Source organism: Streptomyces sp. NPDC026394, from assembly GCF_055567735.1.
Map to the genome: position 1 here is coordinate 44415 of NZ_JBVHPX010000033.1, position 26051 is coordinate 70465.

Annotated in this window: 20 protein-coding genes; 7 read left to right on the top strand and 13 right to left on the bottom strand. The window is 72.8% G+C overall.

What is annotated here, in order from left to right; translation table 11 throughout:
- Window positions 1–120: 120 nt before the first annotated feature.
- Window positions 121–861 carry an aspartate/glutamate racemase family protein gene (locus ACZ4QV_RS39245; RefSeq protein ID WP_361585765.1) on the top strand — a complete coding sequence of 247 codons (741 nt, stop codon included), beginning with the start codon at window positions 121–123 and terminating at the stop codon, window positions 859–861.
- On the opposite strand, the gene ACZ4QV_RS39250 is transcribed toward ACZ4QV_RS39245, so the two are convergent.
- Window positions 851–2260, bottom strand: coding sequence for a lamin tail domain-containing protein (locus tag ACZ4QV_RS39250; RefSeq protein ID WP_361585762.1), 1410 nt, complete (start codon window positions 2258–2260; stop codon window positions 851–853). The genes ACZ4QV_RS39245 and ACZ4QV_RS39250 overlap by 11 nt on opposite strands.
- A gap of 1038 nt (window positions 2261–3298) precedes the next feature.
- Complete coding sequence (locus ACZ4QV_RS39255) at window positions 3299–4543, bottom strand: ROK family protein (protein ID WP_361155033.1); 1245 nt, start codon at window positions 4541–4543, stop codon at window positions 3299–3301.
- A gap of 346 nt (window positions 4544–4889) precedes the next feature.
- Here ACZ4QV_RS39255 and ACZ4QV_RS39260 point away from each other — a divergent pair, with 346 nt between their 5' ends.
- The 3 genes from ACZ4QV_RS39260 (at window position 4890) to ACZ4QV_RS39270 (ending at window position 6454) form a co-directional block, all read left to right on the top strand.
- Window positions 4890–5273, top strand: coding sequence for an SCO4225 family membrane protein (locus ACZ4QV_RS39260; protein ID WP_361155032.1), 384 nt, complete (start codon window positions 4890–4892; stop codon window positions 5271–5273).
- Window positions 5260–6042 (top strand): maleylpyruvate isomerase family mycothiol-dependent enzyme, encoded by a 783-nt coding sequence (locus tag ACZ4QV_RS39265; protein ID WP_361585759.1) that lies wholly within the window; start codon window positions 5260–5262, stop codon window positions 6040–6042. The genes ACZ4QV_RS39260 and ACZ4QV_RS39265 overlap by 14 nt, the downstream gene beginning before the upstream one ends.
- A 148-nt stretch (window positions 6043–6190) precedes the next feature.
- A complete protein-coding gene (locus ACZ4QV_RS39270) occupies window positions 6191–6454 on the top strand; it encodes a DUF6332 family protein (protein ID WP_361585756.1) in 264 nt (87 codons plus the stop codon).
- A gap of 66 nt (window positions 6455–6520) precedes the next feature.
- Here ACZ4QV_RS39270 and ACZ4QV_RS39275 read toward each other — a convergent pair whose 3' ends face one another.
- The 3 genes from ACZ4QV_RS39275 to ACZ4QV_RS39285 form a co-directional block, all read right to left on the bottom strand.
- Window positions 6521–7186, bottom strand: a complete 666-nt coding sequence (locus tag ACZ4QV_RS39275) for a response regulator transcription factor (RefSeq protein ID WP_361155026.1) — start codon at window positions 7184–7186, stop codon at window positions 6521–6523.
- On the bottom strand, window positions 7183–8544 hold the full coding sequence (locus ACZ4QV_RS39280) for a sensor histidine kinase (protein ID WP_467764195.1): 1362 nt from the start codon (window positions 8542–8544) through the stop codon (window positions 7183–7185). The genes ACZ4QV_RS39275 and ACZ4QV_RS39280 overlap by 4 nt, the downstream gene beginning before the upstream one ends.
- A 200-nt stretch (window positions 8545–8744) precedes the next feature.
- On the bottom strand, window positions 8745–9947 hold the full coding sequence (locus tag ACZ4QV_RS39285) for a geranylgeranyl reductase family protein (RefSeq protein WP_361155025.1): 1203 nt from the start codon (window positions 9945–9947) through the stop codon (window positions 8745–8747).
- Window positions 9948–10137: 190 nt separating this feature from the next.
- Here ACZ4QV_RS39285 and ACZ4QV_RS39290 point away from each other — a divergent pair, with 190 nt between their 5' ends.
- The gene (locus tag ACZ4QV_RS39290) at window positions 10138–11511 is read left to right on the top strand and encodes a dipeptidase (protein WP_361585750.1); all 1374 of its coding nucleotides are present in this window, start codon (window positions 10138–10140) and stop codon (window positions 11509–11511) included.
- Between the two features lie 233 nt (window positions 11512–11744).
- Here the strand turns inward: ACZ4QV_RS39290 and ACZ4QV_RS39295 are convergent, their stop codons facing one another.
- The 5 genes from ACZ4QV_RS39295 to ACZ4QV_RS39315 all read right to left on the bottom strand — a co-directional run bounded on the left by ACZ4QV_RS39295 (window position 11745) and on the right by ACZ4QV_RS39315 (window position 16403).
- Window positions 11745–12767: an NUDIX hydrolase gene (locus ACZ4QV_RS39295; protein ID WP_467764196.1), complete on the bottom strand. Its 1023-nt coding sequence runs from the start codon at window positions 12765–12767 to the stop codon at window positions 11745–11747.
- 73 nt (window positions 12768–12840) lie between these two features.
- Window positions 12841–13134, bottom strand: coding sequence for a hypothetical protein (locus ACZ4QV_RS39300; protein ID WP_361155021.1), 294 nt, complete (start codon window positions 13132–13134; stop codon window positions 12841–12843).
- A 111-nt stretch (window positions 13135–13245) separates the two neighbouring features.
- On the bottom strand, window positions 13246–14187 hold the full coding sequence (locus ACZ4QV_RS39305; protein WP_361585747.1) for a carbohydrate ABC transporter permease: 942 nt from the start codon (window positions 14185–14187) through the stop codon (window positions 13246–13248).
- Window positions 14184–15098, bottom strand: a complete 915-nt coding sequence (locus ACZ4QV_RS39310; RefSeq protein ID WP_467764197.1) for a carbohydrate ABC transporter permease — start codon at window positions 15096–15098, stop codon at window positions 14184–14186. Before ACZ4QV_RS39310 ends, ACZ4QV_RS39305 begins: the two co-directional genes overlap by 4 nt.
- 45 nt (window positions 15099–15143) lie before the next feature.
- Window positions 15144–16403, bottom strand: a complete 1260-nt coding sequence (locus ACZ4QV_RS39315; protein WP_361155016.1) for an ABC transporter substrate-binding protein — start codon at window positions 16401–16403, stop codon at window positions 15144–15146.
- Between the two features lie 271 nt (window positions 16404–16674).
- Here ACZ4QV_RS39315 and ACZ4QV_RS39320 point away from each other — a divergent pair, with 271 nt between their 5' ends.
- The gene (locus tag ACZ4QV_RS39320) at window positions 16675–18762 is read left to right on the top strand and encodes an NPCBM/NEW2 domain-containing protein (RefSeq protein WP_361155014.1); all 2088 of its coding nucleotides are present in this window, start codon (window positions 16675–16677) and stop codon (window positions 18760–18762) included.
- Between the two features lie 175 nt (window positions 18763–18937).
- Here the strand turns inward: ACZ4QV_RS39320 and ACZ4QV_RS39325 are convergent, their stop codons facing one another.
- Both ACZ4QV_RS39325 and ACZ4QV_RS39330 read right to left on the bottom strand, forming a co-directional pair.
- Entirely contained in the window at window positions 18938–21004 is a 2067-nt protein-coding gene (locus ACZ4QV_RS39325) for a serine/threonine-protein kinase (protein WP_467764198.1), read from the bottom strand.
- Window positions 21005–21084: 80 nt separating this feature from the next.
- On the bottom strand, window positions 21085–22041 hold the full coding sequence (locus ACZ4QV_RS39330) for an ROK family protein (protein WP_361155012.1): 957 nt from the start codon (window positions 22039–22041) through the stop codon (window positions 21085–21087).
- A gap of 362 nt (window positions 22042–22403) precedes the next feature.
- On the opposite strand from ACZ4QV_RS39330, the gene ACZ4QV_RS39335 reads away from it, so the two are divergent.
- Window positions 22404–23447 carry a LacI family DNA-binding transcriptional regulator gene (locus ACZ4QV_RS39335; RefSeq protein WP_361637570.1) on the top strand — a complete coding sequence of 348 codons (1044 nt, stop codon included), beginning with the start codon at window positions 22404–22406 and terminating at the stop codon, window positions 23445–23447.
- A gap of 361 nt (window positions 23448–23808) precedes the next feature.
- On the opposite strand, the gene helR is transcribed toward ACZ4QV_RS39335, so the two are convergent.
- Window positions 23809–25986 (bottom strand): RNA polymerase recycling motor ATPase HelR, encoded by a 2178-nt coding sequence (gene helR, locus ACZ4QV_RS39340; protein WP_467764199.1) that lies wholly within the window; start codon window positions 25984–25986, stop codon window positions 23809–23811.
- Between the last annotated feature and the right edge of the window lie 65 nt (window positions 25987–26051).

The following is a 26051-nucleotide window of genomic DNA, read 5'->3' on the forward strand; positions in this document are numbered from 1 at the left end:
TGAGGCCGGCGGGGGGCCGGCTGAGGCCGGCGGGGGGGCCGAAACCGGTGGGCGGACGGCCGTTGTCAGTGGGGCGGGTGACAATGGCGGCAGCGTGAACCGCCGGCCACTGGAGGGACCGTGGAACACCTGGGCATCCTCGCGCACAGCGCCGAAGGGGCGGCGCTGTGCTTCCGGGCCTTCTGCCAGGAGGCGTCCGCCGAGCTGGGGGCGTACGACCATCCGGACGTGACGCTGGACTGCATCAGCATGGCGCGGTCCATGCCCGCCTGGGAGGCCGGCGACCACCACTCGGTCAGAGCGACACTCGCCGAGAGCGTCGCGCGCCTCGCTCGGGCGGGCGCGGACTATTTCGTCTGCCCGGACAACACCGCCCACCTGGCCCTCGAACTGCCCGGTGAGGAGCTGCCGCTGCCCGGCCTGCACATAGCCGAGGTGGTCGCCGAACGCGCCGCCCGGGACGGGTACCGGCGCGTCGGCGTCCTGGGCACCGCGTACACGATGGACGGCCCGCTCTACGGGCGCGCGCTGGGCTCCCGGGGCATCGCGGCCGACGTACCGGACGAGGACGACCGCCGTACCGTCCACCGGATCATCTTCGACGATCTGGTGAACGGCGTCTTCTCCGAGCCCGCCCGCCAGGAGTACCTACGCGTCATCGAGCGGCTGTCCGCACGGGGCTGCGACGCGGTCGCCCTCGTGTGCACGGAGATTCCGCTCCTGGTGACACCGGAGGTCTCGCCCCTGCCGACGCTGGACTCGACGCGGCTGCTGGCCCACGCGGCCTTCGAGGCCGCCGTCGGCCGACGGGCCGTACCGCTGTGGCGGGGAGGGCCGGCCGGGGCGGAGGTCAGCAGGTGATCCTGCCCTTGCGCAGTGCGTGGCCGTCGTCGTTGCTGTCGTCGGACCAGTAGACGGGCTTTGAGCCGGCGACGCATTCATCGGCGCCTGCCAAGGTGAAGCCCTCGTTGTTGTAGTTGGGCATGCCGACGGGGCGGTTGTGGACGGCGGTGGTGGTGAAGGTGCCGGTGGAGGTGGTCTGCAAGGTGCGGTGCTGTCCCTTGCAGGTGTCGTCGCAGACGGCCCACAGGCGGGCGGCCCGGGGCTCCCACTGCAATTCCATGATGCCGCTCATGCCGCTGCTGAAGGACGCGACGCGGGTGAAGGCGCCGGAGTCCTCCAGAACGTAGCCGTGGATCATGCCGGTGCCTTCGACGCCGGTGAAGAACACGCCGCCGCCGTGGGGGCCGTACCGTGCCGGGGCGTAGGCGGCGCCGGTGGAGGCGTCCTTGAAGGCGGCTCCCGTCAGGTAGGCGTCGGGGACCCAGGTGATGCCCTCGAAGCCGAGGTTGGAGCCGACGGGAGGCAGGTCGGAGGTGAGGTCCCACTCCTTGGTGGCGGTCAGAATGGAGCCGGTGCCGGAGACGTCGTATCTCAGGACGGACAGCCGGCTGGCGCCGGAGGCGTCGCCATCGCGCTCACTGGCGACGAAGACACCGGCGGCGGCTCCGCTGCCGGTCACGGTCACGCCCTCGCTGTCGGGACGTCCGGAACCGCCGGGAAAGCGCAGGGCCTTGCCGGAGGCCCAGCCGCGGCCGGTGTCGGGCGTCCAGCCGCCGGAGGCGTCACGGACCAGGCGCCACAGCTTGCCGCTGTTCTGGGCGGCCCACATGATGTCGCCGTCCTGGTAGAGGCCACTGAGGTCCTCGCCGAACACGTTGGCGGCGTCGGCGTGCGTCACGGCGCCGCTGCCGGGCCACGCCGTCGGCGTGCTGCCGTTGCCACCGCAGCCGTTGGCGGCGCCCAGGGTCACGTCGGCCGCCTTGAAGGCGCCGGTGCCGTCGGGGCAGCGTGACCAGGAGGGGGCGGAGTGTCTGCGCCAGGAGAAGCTGTCGACGAGAGTCTTGGCGTCCGGCAGATACAGGCGGGCCCGGTCGTCCGAACCCAGCCCGAATGCGCCGTGGACGTCGAAGGCGCGGAAGGCACCCGCGGCCAGCTCGGTCCCGGAAGCGATCGTGTACTTCGAGCCGTCCTTGTCGTCCTTGAGGACCCAGCCCGAGATGTCGACCGTCGCGGTGCCCTTGTTGTACAGCTCGATCGAGTCCTCGACGCTCCCGGTGGTCACCACCTCGTTGATACGGATGTGACCGGCCGGGGCCGCATGGGCAGGCGGGACGGCCGTCGCACCGGCCAGCACCGATCCGGTGACGAGGAGCAGGGTGAGAGCACGGTGCCGGCGGCGCGTACGTGATGCGGTCACGGTGTCCGTCCAGGGGGCGGGAGGAAGGGGCGGCACGACGGTCCGACGCGGACCGGTCGGGACGCCTCCCGCCAGGTGGACGGCACCTGAAGGAAAGCCGAAGGATGCGCGAAAGGCACGGGCGACGGCCGGTGGTTGACCACCCGTCAGCCCTGGTCGGCGGGCGTCCACCACCGTCTGCCGAGGAGTGGGGTTTGCATCAGCAATGACATGTGACGCGGCAACACCGCATGAACGCACCCCCACCCTTGCATGTGTGATTTACGCAACGGCCGGATCGGGAACTGACACTCGGTGCTACCGCGAGGTAAGTGAATCCCCGCAGGTCCAGAGCCCGGAGGGGGCCCGAGGGACCGGTGGGGAGATGCCGTACGGCCCGCGGTGCCGGGCCGGACTGCGGCATCACGGCTGCCACTGGTGTCCGAGAGGGCTATGAGGGCGGTCACACCGAGCTAATCTGTTGCCTCACCTCCGGCCCTGGCGGACCAGCTCGCGGCTCCCGCGGGGTCGCGATGAAACCCGGCCCCGGACCGGAGGTGATACCCGATGGACTCGTGTCCGAAGGGGTGCTGCTGTACTCGCTGTTCGTGGGAGGGCTACTTTCGGAAGGCGCGCTGGTTCAGCCCGCTGTACGCGGCGTTGAAGTTCCTGCGTGAAACCTTTCAGCACTTCCACTGAGCAGCAGTAAGGCCCCGGCTGAACACCGGGGCCCCTGCAGCCGGGTCCTGCCTCCGCCGGTTGAGCGCCAAGGGGGCAGGGCCCTTCATGCCTGCGCGCCGCCCGGAGTCGCGGACCGTGAACTTCCCGGTCCACACCACCGGACAGGCGGTTGATGCACCCATCTTGCCCTGCCCGGCTGGGCATTTCGAGCGGCGCGCACGCTCCATCTTGCGTGAGCGGCGGCCAACCGAGTGTCATACGCACTGTTCAAGCGGTGTCGCCGGAAGACCTGTGGCTCACATCACGTCCCTCCGGGGTGGCATGGACCACATGAGATTGCGAGGAAAGCCGTCGAACACGCGACCGTGCCCATGCCGTTCAGGCAGGGCCGTCTTCCCGGTCTTCCCCCTCCAGGACCACCAGCGGATCGTCCAGCACCGGCTGCCACGCCAGCTCCGCCGCGCCGACCAGGCTGTTGTGGTCGAGCGTGCACGGCAGGATCGGCACGCCGCCGCTGCGTCCCCACAGGCTGCGCTCGGCGACCACGGCCCGCAGCCGTTCCGGGTCGGCGCCCAGAAGTTCACGGTGCAGGCCGCCGAGGATGATGCGGTCGGGGTTGAGGATGTTGACGAGTCCGGCGATGCCGAGGCCCAGCCGGTCGATCAGCAGGTCGGCGGCGGCCCGTACGGACGGGTCCTGGTACTCCTCGCGGAGCAGGTCGGTGGCCTGCCGGAGCAGCGAGCCCTCGGGGCCGGGTGCGCGGCCCGCGGCGCCGAGGAAGGCGAGCGGGTCCGCCTCGACGTCCAGACAGCCGCGGCTGCCGCAGTGGCAGGGCGCGCCCTCCGGGTTGACGGTCAGATGGCCGACCTCCAGGGCTAGGCCCGAACTGCCGCTGTGCAACCGGCCGTCCAAGACCAGCGCGCCACCCACGCCCCGGTGCCCCGAGGCGATGCACAGCAGGTCGCGGGCGCCACGTCCGGCGCCGTGCCGGTGTTCGGCCAGTGCGGCGAGGTTGACATCGTTGCCGGTGAAGCCGACCGCGGCGGTGACTCCCGGGACGCCGGCCTCGGCGAGGGCGCGCCGGAAGAGCCGGCGTACGGGGGCGCCCGAAGGCCAGGCCAGGTGCAGGGGGTTGAGCGCCTCGCCGTCGGGTTCGGCGACGGCCGACGGGATGGCGAGCGCCGCGCCGAGGCAGCGCCGCCCGGTCCGTTCGAGCAGCCCGGAGCCCGCCGCCACCGCTTCGGCCAGCACGTGCGCCGGGTCGGCGGGGATCGTGCCGCAGCCGCTCACGGTGGTCACGATCCGTCCGCCGAGGCCGACCAGCGCGACACGGTAACCGTCGGCGTGGATCTGCCCGGCGAGGACGACGGGACCGTTCTCGTCCAGGAACAGGCGGTGGGAGGGGCGGCCTTGGGACCCCGCCGAGGAGGTGGGGCGGGAGTCGACGACGATCAGCCCGAGCGCTTCCAGCTCCGCCGCCACCGCGCCCGCGGTCGCCCGGGTCACGCCGAGTTCCGAGGTCAGGACGGCACGGGTGGGTGCGCGCCCGGTGTGTACGAGCTCCAGTGCGGGCCCGAGAGCGCTGCGGCCCCGCTCCAGCCTGGTTGTCCGAGTGTGGGTCACGTCCCCATTCTTGCTTTGTACCAGCGGTAAACAAAATACGGGCCACCCTTCCGCGCGGGAAGGGGCGGGCCACCCTCCGGGAGCGCCGCTCACACCCCGCCCGGCCTGTGGGGCGCGTCCCGTTCGGCGGCAGGCCGCGTCCCGTACGGCTACTGCATGGCGCGTACGGGCACGTACGCGGGAGTCGATACACCGATACCGGGTACGCGACCTGTCGGAAGGGACCGTATGCGGACCATAATTGACTGCTTGGTCACGGATTCGGCCAGGGAATCCGGCCGGAGGACACCGGCGCGCGGGACGCGCACCCCGGAGCCACCCGGCCACCCCGACACCTGGGGGCTGCATGAACGTCACACCTCGGCTGCGCGGACCCGCGCGGCTGATGTTCGGCAATCCGGTCTCGCTCGGCTACCTCGCGCTGGTGCTCGCGGCGGCGCTCTTCGCCGTGGTGGACCTGGCCTTCGTACAGCACGAGGACGCCTCCTTCTCCGGCGTCTGGGTGGCATTGCTCACCGCTCCCACGGTCTTCCCGCTGTGGCTGGCCGGTGACGCGCTGTGGGGCGGAGCCGGCTCGCCGCAGTGGTACCTGATCCTGACGCTGGTCGCCGCCGCGCTGGTCAACGCGCTGTTGCTCGGGGTGATCCACCGGGCGCTGCGCGGGCGCCCGGTCAGGCGCGGGACCGTTGTCAGTGGCGGCTGGCACACTCAGCGGCATGGAGAACACTGACTTCACCGAGTCCCTGGAGCGGGACGGGCAACTCCTCGCGGACGCCGCCGAGAAGGCCGGGGCCGACGCGCCGGTCCCCACCTGCCCGGAGTGGCGGGTGCGCGATCTGCTCTCCCACACGGGCCGGGTGCACCGCTGGGCGACGGATTTCGTGACGCAGGGCCTCCAGCAGCCGGCCCGGTTCCCCGAGGCCCCGGCGCTGCCCGACGATCAGCTCGCCGACTGGCTGCGCGACGGCTGCCGGACGCTGGTGCGGGCGCTGCGCTCGGCCCCGGCGGACCTGTCCTGCTGGACCTTCCTGCCCGCACCGTCCCCGCTGGCCTTCTGGACGCGCCGCCAGGCGCACGAGACGGCGGTGCACCGCGCCGACGCGGAGGCGGCGCTCGGCGCGGGCATCACCCCCTCCGCCCCCGCCTTCGCCGTCGACGGCATCGACGAGCTGCTCGTCGGCATACAGGCGCGGGAGCACAGCACGATGCGTACGGAGGCGCCGAAGACGCTGCTCATACGGGCCTCCGGAGCGGTCGGCACACCCGGCGCGGCCTGGACGGTCCGACTGTCGGACGCGCCGCCGCGCGCCGAACGCATACCGGGCGCGGCGGCGCCGGGAGACGCCGCGCTGTCCGGGGCCGCCGCGGCGGACTGCGTGATCGAGGGCTCGGCGCCCGACCTGTACCTCGCCCTGTGGAACCGCCGTTCGCTGGAGGGCATCACCGTCACGGGCGACGCCGGGCTGGCCCGGCTGTGGCAGGAGCGCTCGGGCATCTGACGGTCGCCGTACGACGGAGCAGACGGTCATGGACGGACGTGGGCGGAGGGGGCGGCTGGTCAGGCAGCAGCAGCGGGTGGAACGGCAAGGAGCGGCGCTTTCCCTGCGTAACACCGAAAGTCAGGGCAGCGCATGACAGACTGTCACCATGTCGCCCACCCGCTCCCAGGCCGAACGCGACGCGACGACCGTCGAGATCGGTTTCGCGCTGCTGACCGGCGTGTTCGTGGCCGCCCTCACCTTCGGCGCGGCCGTGATCCCCTTGCTCTTCCTCCGGCTGAGCCGGAACGGTACGGGAGCGCTCCTGGCGGCGGCCGCGAGCGCGGCGGGGGTCGCGTTCGTCTGGCGGGTGGTGCGGGTCCTGCGCCGCTTCGCAGGCCGCCGCGCCGGACCGGGGTCCCTGGCGGAATGACCCCCGGTCGAGGCTCCAGGGCGAACTGACCGTCCTGGGCCACCCCGCACCGTCTCCGACGGACGGCTACCCCAGCCACCCGGGGCGAACGAGCCCCGACTCGTACGCCAGCACCACGAGTTGGGCCCGGTCGCGGGCGCCCAGCTTGACCATCGTGCGGCTGACGTGGGTCTTGGCGGTCAGCGGGCTGACGACCAGGCGGCGGGCGATCTCCTCGTTCGACATTCCGAGGCCGACCAGCGCCATCACCTCCCGTTCCCGCTCGGTGAGCGTGGCCAGGGTGCCGTCCGCGGCCGGCTCCTTGGAGCGCGCGGCGAACTCCGCGATCAGCCGGCGGGTGACACCCGGCGAGAGCAGCGCGTCGCCCTCGACCACGGCACGCACCGCCCGCACGAGTTCCTCCGGTTCGGTGTCCTTGACCAGGAAGCCGGAGGCGCCGCAGCGGATCGCCTCGAAGACGTACTCGTCCAGCTCGAAGGTGGTGAGCATGACGACCTTCACGGCGGACAGCCGGGGGTCCTCGGTGATCTGACGGGTGGCGGCCAGCCCGTCCAGCACCGGCATCCGGATGTCCATCAGGACGGCGTCGGGGCACAGGTCGCGCAGGGCGAGCAGCGCCTCCTCGCCGTCCGCCGCCTCTCCGACGACCTCGATGTCGGGCTGGGCGTCCAGCAGCGCCCGGAAGCCGGCGCGGACCAGCAGCTGGTCGTCGGCGAGCAGTACCCGGATCACGACTCCTCCTCGGTGGCCTGGTCCCTCACCGTATCCGCAGCACGCGCGGCGCCGGGCCGCCCCGGCTCCGGCGGCCCGGCGGGTGTCGCGGGGCGCAGGGGGATGCGGGCGTGCACCCGGAAGCCGCCGTCCGGGCGCGGTCCCGCCTCGACGGTGCCGCCGAGTGCGGCGGCGCGTTCGCCCATGCCGACCAGGCCGTTGCCGCCTCCGGTGACGTCTCCGGCGCGCCCGGCGGCGGCCGGCGGGCCGTCGTCGTCCACCGTGATCTCCAGCGTGCGGGGGAAGTGGCCGAGGCGGACGCGGGCGGTCCGGGCCCCGGAGTGCCGTACGACGTTGGTGAGCGCCTCCTGGACGATGCGGAAGGCGGCGAGGTCGGTGCCCGGGGCGAGTCCCGCGGGCGAGCCGTCCACCGTGACCTCGACCGCCAGGCCGGCGTCCTCGGCCTGCTCGCACAGTTCGGGCAGCCGGCCCAGGCCGGGCGCCGGGGCGCGCGGCGCGGCGCCCGGTGCCCGCAGGGTGTCCAGGGCCTGCCGGACCTCACCCAGCGCCTCCTTGCTGGCGGCCTTGATGGTGGTCAGGGCGCTGCGGGCCTGCTCGGGGTCGTCGTCCAGCAACGCGAGGCCGACGCCCGCCTGGACGTTGATGACGGAGATGCTGTGCGCCAGCACGTCGTGCAGTTCCCGGGCGATCCGCAGCCGTTCCTCGTCGGCCCGCCGCCGAGCGGCCGCCCGCCGCTCGGCACGTACCCGTGCGAACTGTTCACGGCGCACGCGCGCCAGCTCGGAGACCGCCACGACCGCCACCACCAGGACCGTGACGAACAGTTGCTCCCCCCAGGCAGCGGGCCCGTCACCCCTCGGCGGCAGCCAGCGGTAGAGCCAGTGGCCGACCAGGAGGTGGCTCGCCCAGACCAGGCCGACGGCGGCCCAGGCGGCCGTACGGTGCCCGGCGACGACGGCCGCGAAGCAGCCGAAGGCACAGAGGAACAGGACCGGGCCGTACGGATACCCCGCGGCGAGGTAGACAGTGGTCGCGAGCGCGGTGCCGAGGGCGACCGTGCGCGGGTGGCGGTGCCGCAGGAGCAGCAGGGCCGCGCCCGCGATCACCAGCACATACGCCGGCAGATCGAGGCCGGCGCGGCCCGGCTGGCCCTTCGCGGCGAACCGGGTGCCGACGAACACGAACACGGTGAACCAGACCGTCGAGATCCAGGGCAGCCGCATGCCGGACCGGCCCACGGGCCCGCCGTCGTCCTCCGCCCGCCACGGCCCCGCGGCCCCGACGCCTCCCAGCGCCCGCCACCGGCCCGGACGCGGGCCGCCGCAGTGCCGCGCCCACCGCGGCCGTACGTCGTCCATGCCGTCACGCTAGACCGGCACACCGCATGAGAGCGTCAGCCCGGCGCGGTGCTCAGGCGTACTCCCCGGGGAGTAGCCGCCGGGCGGCGGCCCCCGCTCCCGACTCCCTGCTCCCCCGTCCCCCTGCTCCCTGCTCCCTGCTCCCTGCTTCCCGGTGCCCGGCCCCCGCTCCCCGGGTCCCGGCTCCCGTCCCCCGCTCCCTACTTGTCCAACGCCCCCATCGCCCGCCGCGCGACCGGATGCGTACGGACGATCTCGGCCAGCGTGGTCGTCCCCCGGACGATCTTCGCGAAAGCGTGCCAGGCCGGGCGGAAGCCGGTCAGGGCCGCGTGGATCAGGCCCGGGCGGCGGGAGAAGAGGGTGAGCATCCGGCGGCCGACGCCCATCTCCACGCCGAGTCCGGCCTTGATCGCGAAGGCGTAGTTCAGGGCCTGGCGGCGGGCGTCCACCGCGTCGTGCGCCTCCGCGACACGGGCGGCCCACTCCCCCGCGAGCCGCCCGGAGCGCAGCGCGAAGGAGATGCCCTCGCGGGTCCACGGCTCCAGCAGCCCGGCGGCGTCACCGCACACCAGGACGCGGCCGCGGGAGAGCGGCGAGTCCTCGGCGCGGCAGCGGGTCAGATGGCCGGAGGAGATGCTCGGCTCGAAGCCCGCGAGGCCGAGCCGGCCGATGAAGTCGTCCAGGTAGCGCTTGGTCGCGGCGCCCTCGCCGCGGGCCGAGATCACGCCGACGGTGAGGGTGTCGCCCTTGGGGAAGACCCAGCCGTAGCTGCCCGGGATCGGGCCCCAGTCGACGAGCACCCGTCCGGCCCAGTCCTCGGCGACCGTCGGCGGCACCGGGATCTCCGCCTCCAGGCCCAGGTCGACCTGGTCCATCTTCACGCCGACGTGGGCGCCTATCCGGCTGGCGCTGCCGTCCGCGCCGACCACCGCGCGGGCCAGCACCACCTCGCCGTCACCCAGCACCACGGCGACGGTCCGCCGGTCCGGCACCGCCGAGCCGTGCTGTTCGACGCGGGAGACCGTGGCGCCGGTGCGCAGCTCGGCGCCGGCGTCCTGGGCCGTCTTGACCAGCTGGGCGTCGAAGTCGGGACGGTTGATGAGCCCGAACAGCATGTTCTTCGAGCGGCGGGTGCGGGTCAGCTTTCCGTTGAGGGAGAAGGTCACCGCGTGCACCCGGTCGCGCAGCGGCAGGTCGAAGCCGGGTGGCAGCGCGTCGCGGGACGGTCCGATGATGCCGCCGCCGCAGGTCTTGTAGCGGGGGAGTTCGGCCTTCTCCAGGAGCAGCACCCGGCGTCCCGTACACGCCGCTGCGTAGGCGGCCGAGGCTCCGGCGGGCCCCGCGCCCACCACCACGACGTCCCACACCTGCTGGTTTCCCTCGGCTGCGCTGTCGCTGCTCACCTGTGCTTCTGCTCCCGTTCGATGCCTTGCTGCGCGTACCGCCCGCATCCTACGGCGCGCCGTCGGACGCCCTTCCTGTGGGAAGATCGGCCCCACAATCGCCCGTACGTACGGTTGGTCCGGTGCGGTAGAACCGGACGGACCGGCACGTGACCCACGTGTACAACGCCGCGCCCACAAGGAGCGTTCCATGCCTGACAGCCCGCTCGCGCACACCGTCGCCTCGCTGCAGCCCCGGGCCAGGACCGAGCTGGCCGAGCTGGTGGCCTTCAAGTCGGTCGCCGATCCGGCGCAGTTTCCCAGGAGCGAGTGCGAGGCCGCCGCCGAGTGGGTGGCGGGCGCGCTGCGGTCCGAGGGCTTCACGGACGTGGCCCTGCTGGACACCCCGGACGGCACCCAGTCCGTGTACGGCTTCCTGCCGGGGCCGGCCGGCGCGCCGACCGTGCTGCTGTACGCGCACTACGACGTGCAGCCGCCGCTGGACGAGTCCGCCTGGATATCGCCGCCGTTCGAGCTGACCGAGCGGGACGGCCGCTGGTACGGGCGCGGCGCCGCCGACTGCAAGGGCGGTCTGATCATGCATCTGACGGCGCTGCGGGCGCTCAAGGAGCACGGCGGCGTCCCGGTCAACGTCAAGGTGATCGTGGAGGGCTCCGAGGAGCAGGGCACCGGCGGGCTGGAGCAGTACGCGGAGGCCCACCCCGAGCTGCTGACCGCCGACACCATCGTGATCGGTGACACCGGCAACTTCCGGGTCGGCCTGCCGACGGTGACGGCGACGCTGCGCGGCATGACGCTGGTCCGGGTCCAGGTGGACACCCTGGAGGGCAACCTCCACTCCGGCCAGTTCGGCGGCGCGGCGCCGGACGCGCTGGCGGCGCTGATCCGCATCCTGGACTCGCTGCGCGCGGAGGACGGCTCGACGGTCGTCGACGGCCTGGAGGCGGACGCGCGCTGGGACGGTCTGCAGTACGCGGAGGAGGAGTTCCGCAAGGACGCCAAGGTGCTGGACGGTGTCGGGCTGACCGGCAGCGGCACGGTCGCCGACCGGATCTGGGCCCGTCCCGCCGTCACCGTCCTCGGCATCGACTGCCCGCCGGTGGTCGGCGCCACGCCGTCCGTGCAGGCGGGCGCGCGGGCGCTGGTGAGCCTGCGGATCCCGCCGGGCACGGACGCCGTGAAGGCGTCCGAGCTGCTCACCGCGCACCTGGAGAAGGCCGCCCCGTGGGGCGCGCGGGTCACTGTCGAGCAGATCGGGCAGGGCCAGGCGTTCCGCGCGGACACCGACAGCCCGGCGTACGCGTCGATGGCGGAGGCGATGCGGGAGGCGTACGACGGCACCGAGATGCAGACGTCCGGTATGGGCGGTTCGATCCCGCTGTGCAACACGCTGGCCGCGCTCTACCCGCGGGCCGAGATCCTGCTCATCGGCCTCAGCGAGCCGGAGGCGCAGATCCACGCGGTCAACGAGAGCGTCTCGCCGGAGGAGCTGGAGCGCCTCTCGCTGGCCGAGGCGCTGTTCCTCCAGCGGTACGCGCGCCAGTACGAGGCCGCCGGCAACTGAGCCGTCCGCCCGTAGGCCGGCAACCGGGCCGCGCGCCCCGTCAGGCGGCCGCCGAGCCGCCCGGCCCGTAGGACACCCGTGACGGCCGGTCCGGGGGCTCTCCCGCCGCCCCCGGACCACCGCCTCCGGACCGCCGCCTCCGGGCAGCCGCTTCCGGGCGGCCGCCTTCGGACCACTCCGGCACCCGGACCACCGCCGCCCTCGGCTCCCGTCACCACGCCCCGCCCTGCCCCTCACCCCACAGGGACGCCCGCCTCAAGATTGAGCGGGCGTCCCTGTTCGCGTGCGCGCAGGGCCCAGCGCAGCCGGTTCCAGCGCACCGGAGGCAGCATGTCCGCCGCCTCGGCCTCGGTCGCGAACCGCCAGTCCCGCAGTTCGGGCCCCGGCAGCAGCAGGTCCCGGATCTGCTCGCCCGCCAGCCGGCCGCCGTCGAAGAGCATCCGCAGGCCGCCGAAGCCGGGCGGCTTCGGCGGTTCCCAGTCCAGCACCAGCAGCCGTGGCGCGCTGTGCAGCCGGATGCCCAGTTCCTCGGTGACCTCGCGCAGTCCCGCGCGGGCCGGCGGCTCACCCGGCTCCACGACACCGCCGGGAAACTCCCAGCCCGGCTTGTACGTCGGGTCCACCAGCAGGACCCGGTCGGCGTCGTCGAAGAGCAGCACCCCGGCCGCGAGGGTCTCCGCCGTGGGCTCCGGTGTCTGCACGATGTCGCAGGCCCCGGCACCGGCCTGGACTGCTTCCGCGATCCGTTCGGCGGTCTCCCGCGGTGTCAGCCGGGCCGTGTCGATGACGTGCGCGTCCTGTTTGAGCCAGCCGAGCGCGTCCTCGTACGCCTCCAGGTGCGCCCGGCACCGGTCCTGCGCCGCCGTGTCGGCCGGCGCGCCCCCGGCATGTCCCGCGCGCTCTCGGAGGATCGTTTCCTCCGCATGCAGCAGAACATGGCGTACGGGCACCCGGCGCGAGGCGAGGCCGCCGAATATCTCGTCCCGGTACTCCTGGCGCAGCAGCGGCATCGGGGTGACGAGCGGTCCCGGCACCTCGTTGAGCAGCGCGGCGGCCGTGTCCACGACGAGCCGGCGCCAGGACGGAAGGTCCTGGTAGTCGCCGATCTGCTCCAGCCGTGCGGCGGGCAGCAACAGCCGCAGCTCGCTGCCGACCAGCTCGGGGTCGTAGAGCGTGCTTCCGGGAAGCAGGTCCAGCAGGTGCCGGGCCGCGGTGGACTTCCCCGCACCGGACGCGCCGTTCAGCCAGACGATCACATTGCCCCCTTGTCCCTAGACCCCTGTGAGTTGCCCGTAACACCCTGCCACGGAAACTTTTGCGGGGACGGGGCTATCGGCGCGCCGGCACGGACGTGGCCTTTTCCACCTTCGGCGCAATACCGGAAGGTTTGAAGACCCCCTTGTACGCGCTGATCGCGGCCACCGCGGCGACGAGGATGCTGGTCACCACGTCCTTTCCGGCGAAATCCCCGGCGAAGAGCGCGCTCCCCAGTCCCACCAGCACCGAGACCACCACCTGCACCAGGGTTCTGGCGGCGTGCGACCACTGCGGCTGGTTGACGACGGAGATGAGCACCGGTGACGCGAATCCCACGATCAACGCCCACATCTGCGCGTTCGTCATGACGCTCCCCTTTCGCTCGGGCGATAGCCGGAGCGTCGCCGCCCCGAACCGCCCCGGCAAGGGGCCGCGCACCGCGTTCCCGCGCGGGCGTACGGGGCGCCGCCCGCCCCGTCACCCCTTGTTCGCGCCCAGGGTCAGGCCCGCGATGAAGTGCCGTTGCAGGAGCAGGAAGACGACGATCGTGGGCAGGGCGACGATGACCGAGCCCGCCGCCAGCAGGTTGTAGTCCGTGAAGAACTGGCCGCGCAAGTTGTTCAGGGCCGAGGTGACCGGGAGTTTGTCGCCGTCGGAGAGGAAGACCAGGCCCCACAGGAAGTCGTTGTACATCCAGGTGAATTGCAGCGTGCCCAGTGCGGCGAGGGCGGGCCGGCACAGCGGGAGTGTCACGTGCCGGTAGCGCGTCCACACCCCGGCGCCGTCGACGACCGCGGCCTCCAGGATTTCCCTCGGCAGGGTCCGCATGAAATTCGCCAGCACGAAGACGCAGAAGCCGAGCTGGAAAGCGATCTGCACGGCGATCACGGCCCACAGGGAGTCGTAGAGCGTGAGCGAGTCGGACAGCCAGTAGGGCAGCGGCACCTTGGTGAAGAGCACGTAGAGCGGCGTGATGATGACCTGTTGCGGCAGCAGGTTTCCGGCCGTGAAGAACATCAGCAGGAGCAGTGAGCCGCGCAGCCGCAGCCGGGCCACGGCGAAGGCGGTGAACGACGCGAGGAAAAGCGTGATCAGGACGCCCGGCACCGCGATCAGGAGGGTGTTCAGGAAATACCGGCCCATGCCGGAATCGGTGAACGCCTGCCGGTAATAGTCGAAGGAGAGCCGGCTCGGCAGGGAGAAGTAGCCGTCCCTGGCGGTCTCCTCGTACGGGCGCAGCGACGCGTAGACGGCCAGCAGCAGCGGCGCGAGGAAGGCGAGCGAGACGGCGAGCAGAAAGGCGTGCACGCCCCAGCGGCCGCCCCGGCCGGCCCGCCCGCCCCGGCGGCGGCCGGGTGCGCCACCGGCCGGCCCGGCGGCGCGTACCGGGCGCGTGGTCCCTACGGCGGGCACGGTCATCGGCGCTCCTCCCCCCTCAGTTCCTGGACGAGATAGGTGACGATGAACCCGAGCGAGACCAGCAGCAGGACGACGGCGATGGCCGAGCCGAAGCCGATCCGGCTCGCCTCGCCGACGATGTTGTCGGTCACCAGGACGGACAGCAGTTCCAGGCCGTTGCGGCCCTTGTTGACGGCGTAGACGATGTCGAAGGCGCGCAGGGCCTCGATGACGGTGATGACACCGACGATGACATTGACCGGGCGCAGGGCCGGCAGCACGACCCGGAAGAACGTCTGCCGCTCGGTGGCCCCGTCGATGGCCGCGGCCTCCTTGAGCGTCGGGTCCACCGACTTCAGCCCGGCGAGGTAGAGGATCATGACGTACCCGGTGTGCCGCCAGCAGGCGGCCAGCAGGATCATCCAGATGTTCAGGTCCGGGTCGCCGAGCCAGTCGACCGGGTCCCGCCCGCTGCCCAGCAGGGCGTTCAGGGCGCCCTGGTCCCGGGAGAGGACGAGCTGGGCGATGAAGCCGACGACGGCGAGCGAGAGCACCACCGGCATGTAGAGGGTGGACTGGTAGAAGCGGCTGAACCGCACGCCGCGGTCGATGAGCGCGGCGAGCAGCAGGCCGAACGGGGTGGCGAGCAGGCCGAGAGCGGCGAGCCACAACAGGTTGTTGCGGACCGCCGGCCAGAATTGCGGGTAATCGGCGAAGAGGTGGGCGTAATTGCCGAGGCCGGTCCATTCGATGTCTCCGACGCCGTCCCAGTCGGTGAAGGACAGGCCGATGGAGGCCATCGTCGGTCCCCACACCAGGCCGAGGTCGAGCAGGAGCGGCAGGCCCAGCAGGACGCACAGCACGGCGAGGTCGCGGCGGGTGTGGCGCCGCAAGCCCCGGCGCCCGGCGCGGCGCGCCGCGGTCTTCGGCATGGTTCCGGGTCCCCCGTGGGTCGTACGGTCGGTGGTGGTCACGCGTCAGTCCGCGGCGAATATCTGTTTCTTCTGCCGTTCGATGCTGTTCACCAGGCCGTCGATGTCGTCCGGGTCGCCGATGAACTGCTGGAGCGCCTGGATCAGTACGGTCGAGGCGAAATCGGGGCGGGTGTCGCGGTCCATGAACTGCGATATCTGCCGGGCGCCGGCCACCAGCCGGGCGGCCTTCTTCTGCAGGGCGTCGTACGTCTGGGTGCCGGCCGCGCCGTTGGCCGCGATGTTGTTCGGGTCCCGCTTCAGGTAGGCCAGCTCGGCCTGGGGTGTGGCGAGGAAGGCGAGCAGGTCGCGGGCGGCTTCCCGGTGCCGCGCCTTCTTGGCCATCAGGAACCCGTCCATCGGCGCCTCGACCGCCTCCTTGCCGAAGGCCGGATCGATCTCGGGGAACGGGAAGAGGTCCAGGTCCGCGCGGTTCTCCGCGGTGAACTGCTGGCCGGGGTGCTGCAGTCCGAGCACCGCCATGCCGGCCTTCTTCCCCTGGAGGGACTGCGCCGCCTCCTGCCAGGTCCGGCCGTTGGCGCCTTTCTGGTGGTACGGCAGCAGGCTCCGCCACAGGTCGAAGACCTGCCGTACCTGCGGGCCGGTCCAGGATTTCTCCCCACGCATCAGGGCGAGATGGAAGTCGTACCCGTTGGCCCGCATGTCGAGGTAGTCGAAGGTGCCCATGGCGGGCCAGCCTTCCTTGTCGCCGAAGGCGAATGGGGTGAGGCCGTCCTTCTGCATCCGCCGGGCGAGCGCGCGGTATTGATCGAAGTTCTCCGGGATCTCGTAACCCCGCGTCCGGAAAACGCTCTTCCGGTGGAAGACCGCCCACGGGTAGTAGTAGTACGGCACGAAGTACTGCTTGCCGTCCTCGCCCGTGGACTGTTTCTTCACCGCGTCGGAGAACCCGTCGAACTTCCTCCAGAGATCACTGATGTCGGCGAGCAGGCCCTTTCGCGCGAAGTACTGCATCCGGTATCCGGCGAACCACGTGAAGACGTCATCGGGCGTGCCCTGGAGGTAACGGTTGATGTTCTCCTGGAAGTTCTCGTGGTTGACCGTGTTGACCTTCACCGGCTTCTTCGACTTCTTCTCGTACGCCGCGAAGGCGTCGGCGTACGCGCGTTTGGGCACCGCGTCGGAGGCGTTGGACCCCAGGGTGACGCCGTCGCCGGAGCCGTCGCCGCAGGCGGTGAGCAGCGACGGCAGCGCGACCGCCCCCGCACCGGCCGCCACGCCTCGCAACAGGGACCGCCGGGGCATCCCGTGTACCGCCCGGCGCGTACCCCCGCCCGGGCCGTCCCCCCATGACCGGACCATGTCTTCTCCCCCTCCTCGGCGATGGAACCGAACAGAACCGAACGCGAGTGCTGGGATCTCACTCCCAACTCGGGCATCGGTCAAGGCTTTCGGCGGCCCCTTCCCGCATTTTCCCCTTTCGCCTTCCAACACAGTCCAACAAGCCTTACCGTAAACACTCGCAATTGTCCGGTACATGACTTACTGCTCTCTCCGCGAACGGAGGACGCGAATCATGCGCCCGCACACCCCCCTCACCACCCGCCGCGCCCGGCGAAGAGTCGTCGCGGCGCTGTCCGCGGCGTTCCTGTGCTCGGCCGGGGTGACGGCCCTGCCCGCCGCGGCTCGCACGGCCGACGCCGCCGACGGTCCGCCCGGCTCCCCTTCCACCGCGGCCGTCTCCGCCGGAACGGCCGTGTCCGCCGCCCCGCGACTGCCCGACGGCCTGGCCAGGACGCCCCCCATGGGCTTCAACAACTGGAACTCCACCCACTGCGGAGCCGACTTCAACGAGGCGATGATCAAGGGGATCGCCGACATCTTCGTCGAGAAGGGACTGAAGGCCGCCGGTTACGAGTACGTGAACCTGGACGACTGCTGGGCCAAGAAGGAGCGGGACGCGAACGGAAAACTGGTCCCGGACACCACCCGCTTCCCCAACGGCATCAAGGCCCTGGCCGACTACGTCCACTCCAAGGGCCTGAAGTTCGGCATCTACACCAGCGCCGGCACCACGACGTGTGCCCAGGCGATGCCCGGCGCGCTGGGCCATGAGTACTCCGACGCCCAGCAGTTCGCCGACTGGGGAGTGGACTACCTGAAATACGACAACTGCAATAACCAGGGAGTGGACGCGAAGAAGCGCTACATCACCATGCGCGACGCCCTGAAGGCGACGGGCCGCCCCATCGTCTACAGCATTTGCGAGTGGGGCGAGAACAAGCCGTGGGAGTGGGCGGCGGACGTCGGGCACCTGTGGCGCACCACCGGTGACATCAGTGACGTGTGGGACAGCATGGTCTCGATCTTCAAGGCGAACGCGCCGCTGGCGCCGTACGCCGGTCCCGGCCACTGGAACGACCCGGACATGCTGGAGGTCGGCAACGGCGGGATGACGGACACCGAGTACCGCAGCCACTTCTCGCTGTGGTCGATGATGGCCGCGCCGCTGCTGATCGGCACCGACCTGCGCAAGGCGTCGCAGGCTACCTTCGACATCCTCGACAACCGCGAGGTCGTCGCGCTCGACCAGGACCCGCTGGGCAAGCAGGCCCAGGTGCTGAAGTCCGAGGGCGGACGCTGGGTCCTGAGCAAGCCGCTGGCCAACGGCGACCGGGCGGTGGCCCTGTTCAACGAGACCGACCGGCCGCAGCACATCACCACCACGGCCCAGGAGGCGGGCCTGCCGCAGGCGAGCGGCTACCGGCTGCGCGACCTGTGGAAGGGCGAGAACACCCACACCGCGGGTGAGATCGCCGGGACCGTACCGGCGCACGGCACGCTGCTGTACCGCGTCGCCGCCGACCGCCACTGGGCGCAGTACCCGCCGGCCCTCGACACCGCGGCGGACGGCGTCGCGCCGATCGAGGTCGGCAAGGAGGCCCGGATCGCCACCCTCACCCGCAACCTGGGCCGCACCCCCGCGCTGGACGTCAAGGTCGACCTCAAAGGCCCGCAGGGCTGGCGCGTCGAGCCGGTCACGTCCACCGGCACCCAGGTCCTGCCCCCGGGCAAGGAACTGGCCACCGCGTGGAAGATATCGCCGCTCGCGGGGACCAGGCCCGGACCGTACGAGCTGACGCTGACCACCGACTACCGCTCGACGCGCGGGCAGCGGGTGACCCTGACGCTGCCGTTCGCGGTCACCGCCGTCCAGGCGCCGCCCGCCGGCACCTCGTACGCCAGCGACCTGACCTGGCTCTCCGCCACCAACGGTTACGGGCCGGTGGAGAAGGACATGAGCGTGGGCGGGCAGCGGCCCGGTGACGGGACGCCGATCACCATCGGCGGCGTGCCGTACGCCAAGGGGCTGGGCACCCACGCGCCCAGCGAGATCACGTACTACACGGGCGGGAAGTGCTCGGCGTTCAGCGCGCAGGTCGGCGTGGACGACGAGACCGGCGACCAGGGGACGGTCACCTTCGAGGTGTGGGCCGACGGGCGGAAGGTCGCCGAGAGCGGCAGACTGACCGGCACCGACCCGGCGAAGGCGATCAGCGCCGCGGTCACCGGGGCGGGCACCGTACGGCTGGTCGTGCAGGACGCCGGCGACGGCTTCTTCTACGACCACGGCGACTGGGCCGACGCGAAGTTCACCTGCTGACGCGGGCGTTCGGCGCACACCGCACACCGGCCGGGCGGGCCGCACGGTCCGCCCGGCTCACGGCGTCGTCCGGGTCCGGCCGGTCCTCGGTGGCGGGGACCGGCCGGTCCTCGGCGCCCGGACTCGGCCGGTACTCGGCGCCCGGTACCGGCCCGGTCCCTTCCGTACGGCCGGGTCAGCAGATCGGCAGGCCGGGGACCGGCGCGTCGTTCCGGCCGCCCTTGAGGTACACGGCGCTGACGTACACGCCGCTGTTGCCGCTGTCGTCGTCCGTCTTCGCCCACCAGGTGTTGGTCCACCGGCCGTACGTCTCCCGGCGGCCCAGGTTCGCCTGGCAGTAGAAGTAGTTGGTGCCCGCGTTCAACGTGCCGACGTGCTGGAAGGAGCCGGTGTACGAGGCGGCCGTGCGCCACACCTGGCAGTTGACCTTGCCGCCGCCGATCGGCGCGCACGAGCTGGGCTCCGGTACGCCACCGGTCCCGCCGACGGCGCCGCCACCGCCCGAGGCGGCGGACCCGCCGCCGGACGCGGAACCGTCACTGCCGCCCGGCCCGCCGTCGCCCCTGCCTCCCGTACCGCCGGCCGCCGCTCCCCCGTCGCCGTCCTTGCCGTTGCCGGGGGCGCCGCCGGGCTTCGGCTTCCCGGACGCGGCACCCTTCGACGGCTCGCCCGAGGTGGCGGGCGCCGCACTCCGCCCGTTCTCGTCCTTCCCGGTCGCCTCGTCGCCCGGCTTGGCGTCCCCGGCCTCCCTCGGCGTGCCCGACGCGTCCGTCCGCGCGGCCTGCTCCTGTTCCCGTGCGGGGGCGCCCGGCCGCCGCTCGGCGACCGTACCGCCGGAGTCCCGGGCCATCAGCCCGTACGTCACTCCCCCACCCGCCACCAGGACGGCCGCCACAGCGGCGGCGGTGAGCACGGCGGTACGGCGTCCGCGCCCGGACGGAGGCGTGGCGGTGCCGGTGCCGGTGGCCGCCACGGTACTGGTCTCCCGTTCCCCCGGGTTTCCGGCGGGAACCGGGCCGGTGGACGCCCGGCCGCCGACCGGGCCGGCGAGCGGCTGACCGCTGACCGGCCCGGTCGGTGCCTGACCGCCTGGCGGCGACGGCAAGGGCGCCGCCGGGATATCCGCCGCGGTCGGCGTCCACGACGTACCCGGGTCCGTGCCTGTACCTGTACCCGGGCCTGGACCCGCACCCGGGCCTGGACCTGGACCTGGGCCCGGCTGCGTACCCGGCCCCGTACCCTCACCCGCTCCCGTACCCGCCCCCGGCGCCATCCCCAGCCGCACCGTGTCGCGCCCGTCGGCCACCGCCGTCAGCAGGGCCCGCGCCTCGGCCGCGCTCGGCCGGGCGGCCGGGTCCTTGGCCATCAGCGCGTGCAGTACGGGCGTCAGCGGCCCGGCGCGGCGCGGCGCGGGCAGCGGTTCGGAGACGATCGCCGTCAGGGTCGACCAGACCGATGTCCGGCGGAACGGCGCTCCGCTGCCCTCCACCGCCGCGTACAGCGTCATGCCCAGCGACCAGATGTCCGAGGCGGGCGACGGCGGCTGCCCCTGGGCGCGCTCGGGCGGCAGGTAGTCGAGCGAACCGACGAGTTCGCCGCTGCGGGTGAGGTGGGTGCTGGCCCCGTCGTCGGGCGCCTCGATGCTGGCGATGCCGAAGTCGGTGAGCACCACACGGCCGACCCCGGCGTCCGGGCGGTCCGCCCGCCGGTCCCAGCGCTCCAGCAGGACGTTGCCGGGCTTGACGTCCCGGTGCAGCACGCCCACCTGGTGGGCGGCGTCCAGCGCGTCCATCACCTTGGCGCCGATGGCGGCGATCTCACGCGGGTCCATGGCGCCGCCCCGGTCGAGCGCGTCGTCCAGCGACGGGCCGTCGACCAGTTCCATGACGATGACGGGGCGCCCGTCCTCGTGGATCACGTCGTGCACGGTGACCACGCCGGGGTGCCGGACCCGGGCCGCGGCCCGTGCCTCGCGCTGCATCCGGGTCCGCAGGTCGGCCAGCTCCGGCGCGGACGCGTCGGTGTAGGCGCGCAGCACCTTCACGGCGACTTCCCGGCTCAGCACCTCGTCCACCGCCCGGCAGACGACGCCCATGCCGCCGCGCCCGATCTGCCCGGTGACCCGGTACCGCCCGCCGAGCAGCCGCCCGGTCAACTCCCCGGCGCCACCGCCCCCTTCACGAGCGCTGTCGCCACCCTCGCCGCCGCGGCCCACGTCTCCCGGCCCGTTCACACCATTCACGCCACTCGCCCCGTTCGCCCCACTCGTCCCCTGCCATGGTCGGCACCAGCCTAGAGGGCCGTGGGGCGTCGTACGCCCTCTCAGGCGGTCGGGGCGAAGGCATCGAGACGGGACTGTTGTGCGGCGGCGGCCGCGGCGCCCACCACACCGGCGTCCGTGCCCATCTGCGCCGGTACGACCGTGAGGCCGCGGACGAAGGAGAGCGTGGCGTAGTCGCGCAGGGCGCGGCGCAGGGGGACGAAGAGGAGGTCCCCGGCGCCCGCGACGCCGCCGCCGACGACCACGATCTCGATCTCGACGAGCGCGGCGGTGGCCGCGACTCCCGCGGCCAGGGCCTGGGCGGCCCGCTCGAACGAGTGACGGGCCACCGGGTCACCCGCGCGGGCCGCGGCGGCCACGGCGGCGGCGCTGGTGTCGCCGTCCGGGCCCGGCCGCCAGCCGCGTTCGAGGGCGCGGCGGGCGATGTTGGGGCCGCTGGCGAGGCGTTCGACGCAGCCGCGGGCGCCGCACGGGCAGGGGTCGCCGTCGAGGTCCACGCTGATGTGTCCGATGTGGCCGGCGTTTCCGGTGGGGCCCGGGTGCAGCCGGCCGTTCAGGACCAGGCCGCCGCCGACGCCGGTGGAGACCACCATGCACAGGGCGTTCGCGTAGCCGCGGGCGGCGCCCTGCCAGTGCTCGGCGGCGGTCATGGCCACGCCGTCGCCCACCAGGACGACGGGGCGCGCTCCGACCAGGTCCCGTACTTCGGCGACGACCGGGAAGTCCCGCCAGCCGGGGATGTTGACCGGGCTGACCGTGCCGCGCCTGGCGTCCACCGGGCCCGCGCTGCCGATGCCGACGGCGGCCACCCTGGCCCACTCGGGGTGGGCGGTCAGCTCGCCCACCACCTCGGCCAGCGCGCGCAGGACGGTGGTGCCGTCCCGGTCGGCGGGCGTGGGCCGGGTGGTGCGGACGAGCAGCCTGCCGTGCTCGTCCACCAGCGCGCCGGCGATCTTGGTGCCGCCGATGTCCAGCGCTGCGCTCAGGTCCGTCTGCATCGGTGTCGAATCTCCTGGTGGGGCGCCTGGGCCGGGGTGCGTGGACCCGGCACGGGAACGCCAGTCTCGTGCTGATTGACAACGTTGTCCAGAGGTTATGCTCGACGCCGTGCCGCACGTCGTCGTGCGGTGCCGCCGGACGGTCCCGCCGGTCGGCCGCACGCACCGGCCCTCCGGACACCGCCACAGCCATCATCGGCGTACCGGAGGGGGAACCGCCACACCCATCCCGCCCGTCTCTCCAGCAACAACCGGAGCGAGCACCGGAGCCGCGGCCCTCTCGGGACCGCCCGGCCACCGCTCCCCCGCCTTTCCCCACTCCCCCACTTTCCCTCACCGCCGACAGAATCAGGACCGCGCACGTGACCGACACCGCCCGGGGCACCTCCCGTCGCTACGGCAGCCGGCCCACGATGAAGGACGTCGCGGCCCGGGCCGGCGTCGGTCTGAAGACGGTCTCCCGGGTGGTCAACGGCGAGCCCGGCGTCACCCCCGAGACCGAGCGCCGCGTCCAGGACGCCATCACCGCCCTCGGCTTCCGCCGCAACGACTCGGCCCGCATCCTGCGCAAGGGCCGCACCGCCAGCATCGGCCTGGTCCTGGAGGACCTCGCCGACCCGTTCTACGGGCCGCTCAGCCGCGCCGTCGAGGAGGTCGCCCGGGACCACGGCGCGCTGCTGATCAACGGGTCCAGCGCCGAGGACCCGGCACGCGAGCAGGAGCTGGTCCTGGCCCTGTGCGCGCGCCGGGTGGACGGCCTGGTGATCATTCCGGCCGGTGACGACCACCGCTACCTGGAGCCGGAGATCGCGGCGGGCGTCGCCACCGTCTTCGTGGACCGCCCGGCGGGCCGGATCGAGGCGGACACGGTGCTCTCCGACAGTTTCGGCGGCGCCCGCGACGCGGTCGCGCACCTGATCGCGCACGGCCACCGCCGGATCGGCTTCATCGGCGACCAGCCGCGCATCCACACCGCCGGGGAGCGGCTGCGCGGCTACCGTACGGCGATGGCCGCGGCCGGACTGGCCGTCGACGAGTCGTGGGTCTCCCTCGGGTCGACCGCGCCCGACCGGGTGCGGTTCGCGGCCACCGCCATGCTGGACGGGCCGCGCCCGGTCACCGCGCTGTTCGCGGGCAACAACCGGGTCACGGTCACCGCGGTGCGGGTGCTCGCCGAACATCCGCGCCCGGTCGCCCTGGTGGGCTTCGACGACTTCGAGCTGGCCGACCTGGTGTCCCCCGCGATCACGGTCGTGGCGCAGGACGCCGCGCGCCTCGGCCGTACCGCCGCCACGATGCTCTTCCGCCGCCTGGACGGTACCGAGATCCCGCCGCAGCGTCAGGAGATCCCCACCCGCCTCGTCCCGCGCGGCTCGGGCGAACTGCCCCCGCCCACGGACGGCTGAGTGCCCCCGGCACCAGGTCCGGCGCGACCGAACCGAAGACCGCACTCCGGCTGTCCCGGCTCGGCGCGTGCTGGGCGGCGTGGGCCCGCAGGTCACGCACACAGCCGTACGAGCCGGGCGCTCCCGACCGGACCGGCGCCCGGCGGACGCGCGCGCTGAAACGTCACGGCGCGCCCGTGGTCACTCAACCCCCCCAGCCCCAGGGGGCGGTCGGCCGTCGGTGCGCCGTCCGGGTCCACTCCTCGAAAAGACCGACCGGGGCGACACACGATCCTTGCTCCGCCGTGCCGTCGAAAGCTCTCTGCTGACGCTGGAGACCGATGACGCCATGGAGCCGGAGCGCCTGGCCCCTCAAGGGAGGCTAAGCAGCGGAACTCGTCAGAACGACCAGCCGCTGCGTCGCCCGGGACATCGCCACGTACCGGTCCACCGCTCCCCGCACCCCCTCGCCGAACTTTTCCGGATCGACCAGGACGACCAGGTCGAACTCCAGCCCCTTCGCAAGCTCCGGGGTCAACGACCGGACGCGGGGTGTGGCCGGGAAGGAGGGGTCGCCGATGACGCAGGCGATGCCGTCGTCGTGGGTGGTGAGCCAGGCATCGAGGATCGCGTCCCGGTCCGTGACGGGGGCGTGGGTGACGGGGATGCCGGTGCTGCGGACGGAGGTGGGGACGTTGGCGTCCGGGAGGGCGGCCCGGATGACGGGCTCTGCCTCCGTCATCACTTCTTGCGGCGTGCGGTAGTTGATGTTCAGGGAGGCCACGTCGGTCCGGTCCAGCCCGACGCGTGCCAGGCGTTCCTGCCACGGCTCGGTGAATCCGTGCCGGGCCTGGGCACGGTCGCCGACGATGGTGAAGCTCCGGGACGGGCAGCGGAGCAGCAGCATCTGCCATTCCGCGTCGGTCAGTTCCTGGGCCTCGTCCACCACGATGTGGGCGAACGGGCCGGCCAGCAGGTCCGGTTCGGCGGTGGGAAGCGCGGTCTCGTCGACCAGGTCGGCCCGGGCGTCCTCGCCGCGCAACATCACCACCAGGCCTTCGCCGTCGTCACCGTCGGCGCCGGAGTCGGCCGCGGCCCCGATCAGATTGTCGACGACCTGTGTCATGCACTCGCGCTGGGCGGCGAGGGCGGCGGCGTGCCGGCGCTTGCGCAACGACGCTTCCGGGTCGCCGAGCCGCTGCCGCGCCGCGTCCAGGAGCGGCAGGTCGGAGACCGTCCACGCCTGGGCGTCCGCGCGTTGCAGGGTGCGGATGTCGTCGCGGCTGAGCCAGGGAGCGCACAGCCGGAGGTAGGCGGGTACCGTCCACAGGTCCGAGACGAGGTCGGCCGCTTCGAGCAGCGGCCATGCGCGGTAGAGGGCCCTCAGCAGCTCCTTGTCGTGCTGGAGCGCCGCGCGGAGCTGGTCGGCCGGGGCCTCGCCGTCGTGCTTGTCCGTCAGGATCGCGAGCAGGGCCTCCCATATCTGCTCGCGTGCTTCGTTGTGCGGGGTGCCTGGTTCCGGTGCTTCGAACGCCTCGGCCCAGTCGTCGGCGGTCAGCCGGACGTCGGCCCAAGGGGTCGAGACCGTCATGCCCTCGGCAGGCGGCTCCTCGTAGAACCTGACGGCCGTCTCGATCGCCTGCACCATGCGCACGGACGCCTTCAGGGCGGCCGCCTCCGGGTCGGTCTCGACGGTCGCGGCGGCGCCTTCGGCCACGAGGTCGCGCAGGGTGCAGGTCTGTACGCCCTCCTCTCCGAGGCTGGGGAGGACGTCGGCGACGTAGGACAGGTAGGGCTGATGCGGGCCGACGAACAGCACGCCGCCGCGGCGGTGCCCGAGGCGGGGGTCGGAGTAGAGGAGGTAGGCGGAGCGGTGCAGGGCGACGACGGTCTTGCCGGTGCCCGGGCCGCCGTCGACGACGAGGGCGCCGCGGGAGCTCGCCCGGATGATGGCGTCCTGGTCGGCCTGGACGGTGCCGAGCACGTCGCGCATGCGGGCCGAACGGTTGCTGCCCAGGCTGGCGACGAAGGCGGAGTGGTCGTCGAGCGCGGCGTGCCCTTCGAGCCCGTCCGCGGTGAAGACCTCGTCCCAGTAGTCGCTGATCCGGCCGCGGGTCCAGCGGTACCTGCGGCGGCTCGTCAGGCCCATCGGGTCGGCGTGGGTGGCTCCGAAGAACGGTTCGGCCGCCGGGGAGCGCCAGTCGACCAGCAGCCGGCGGCCCGCGCTGTCGGTGAGGCCGAGGCGTCCGACGTACACGGGCTCGGCGCCGTCCTCGCCGACCATGCGGCCGAGGCACAGGTCGAGGCCGAAGCGGCGCAGGGTGCGCAGGCGTGCGGTCAGCCGGTGCACCTCCGCGTCGCGGTCCATCGCCTGCCGGCCGGTGCCGCCGGGCGCCTTGAGTTCGGCGTCGAGGCGGGCGGACAGTTCGCCGACGGTCTGTTCCAGGCTCTCCGCGATGGCCGCGAAGTGCCGCTCGTCGGCCGCCGTCAGCCGCGGGTCGGCCTTGGCGGCGAGTCGGGCGGGGAGGGCGAACACACTGGTGGTGGTCAGGGAATTCATGGTGTCAGCTCCGATCCTGGGCCGCACCCGCGGAGGTCTGCCGGGCGGCGGGCTGCGCCTCGCAC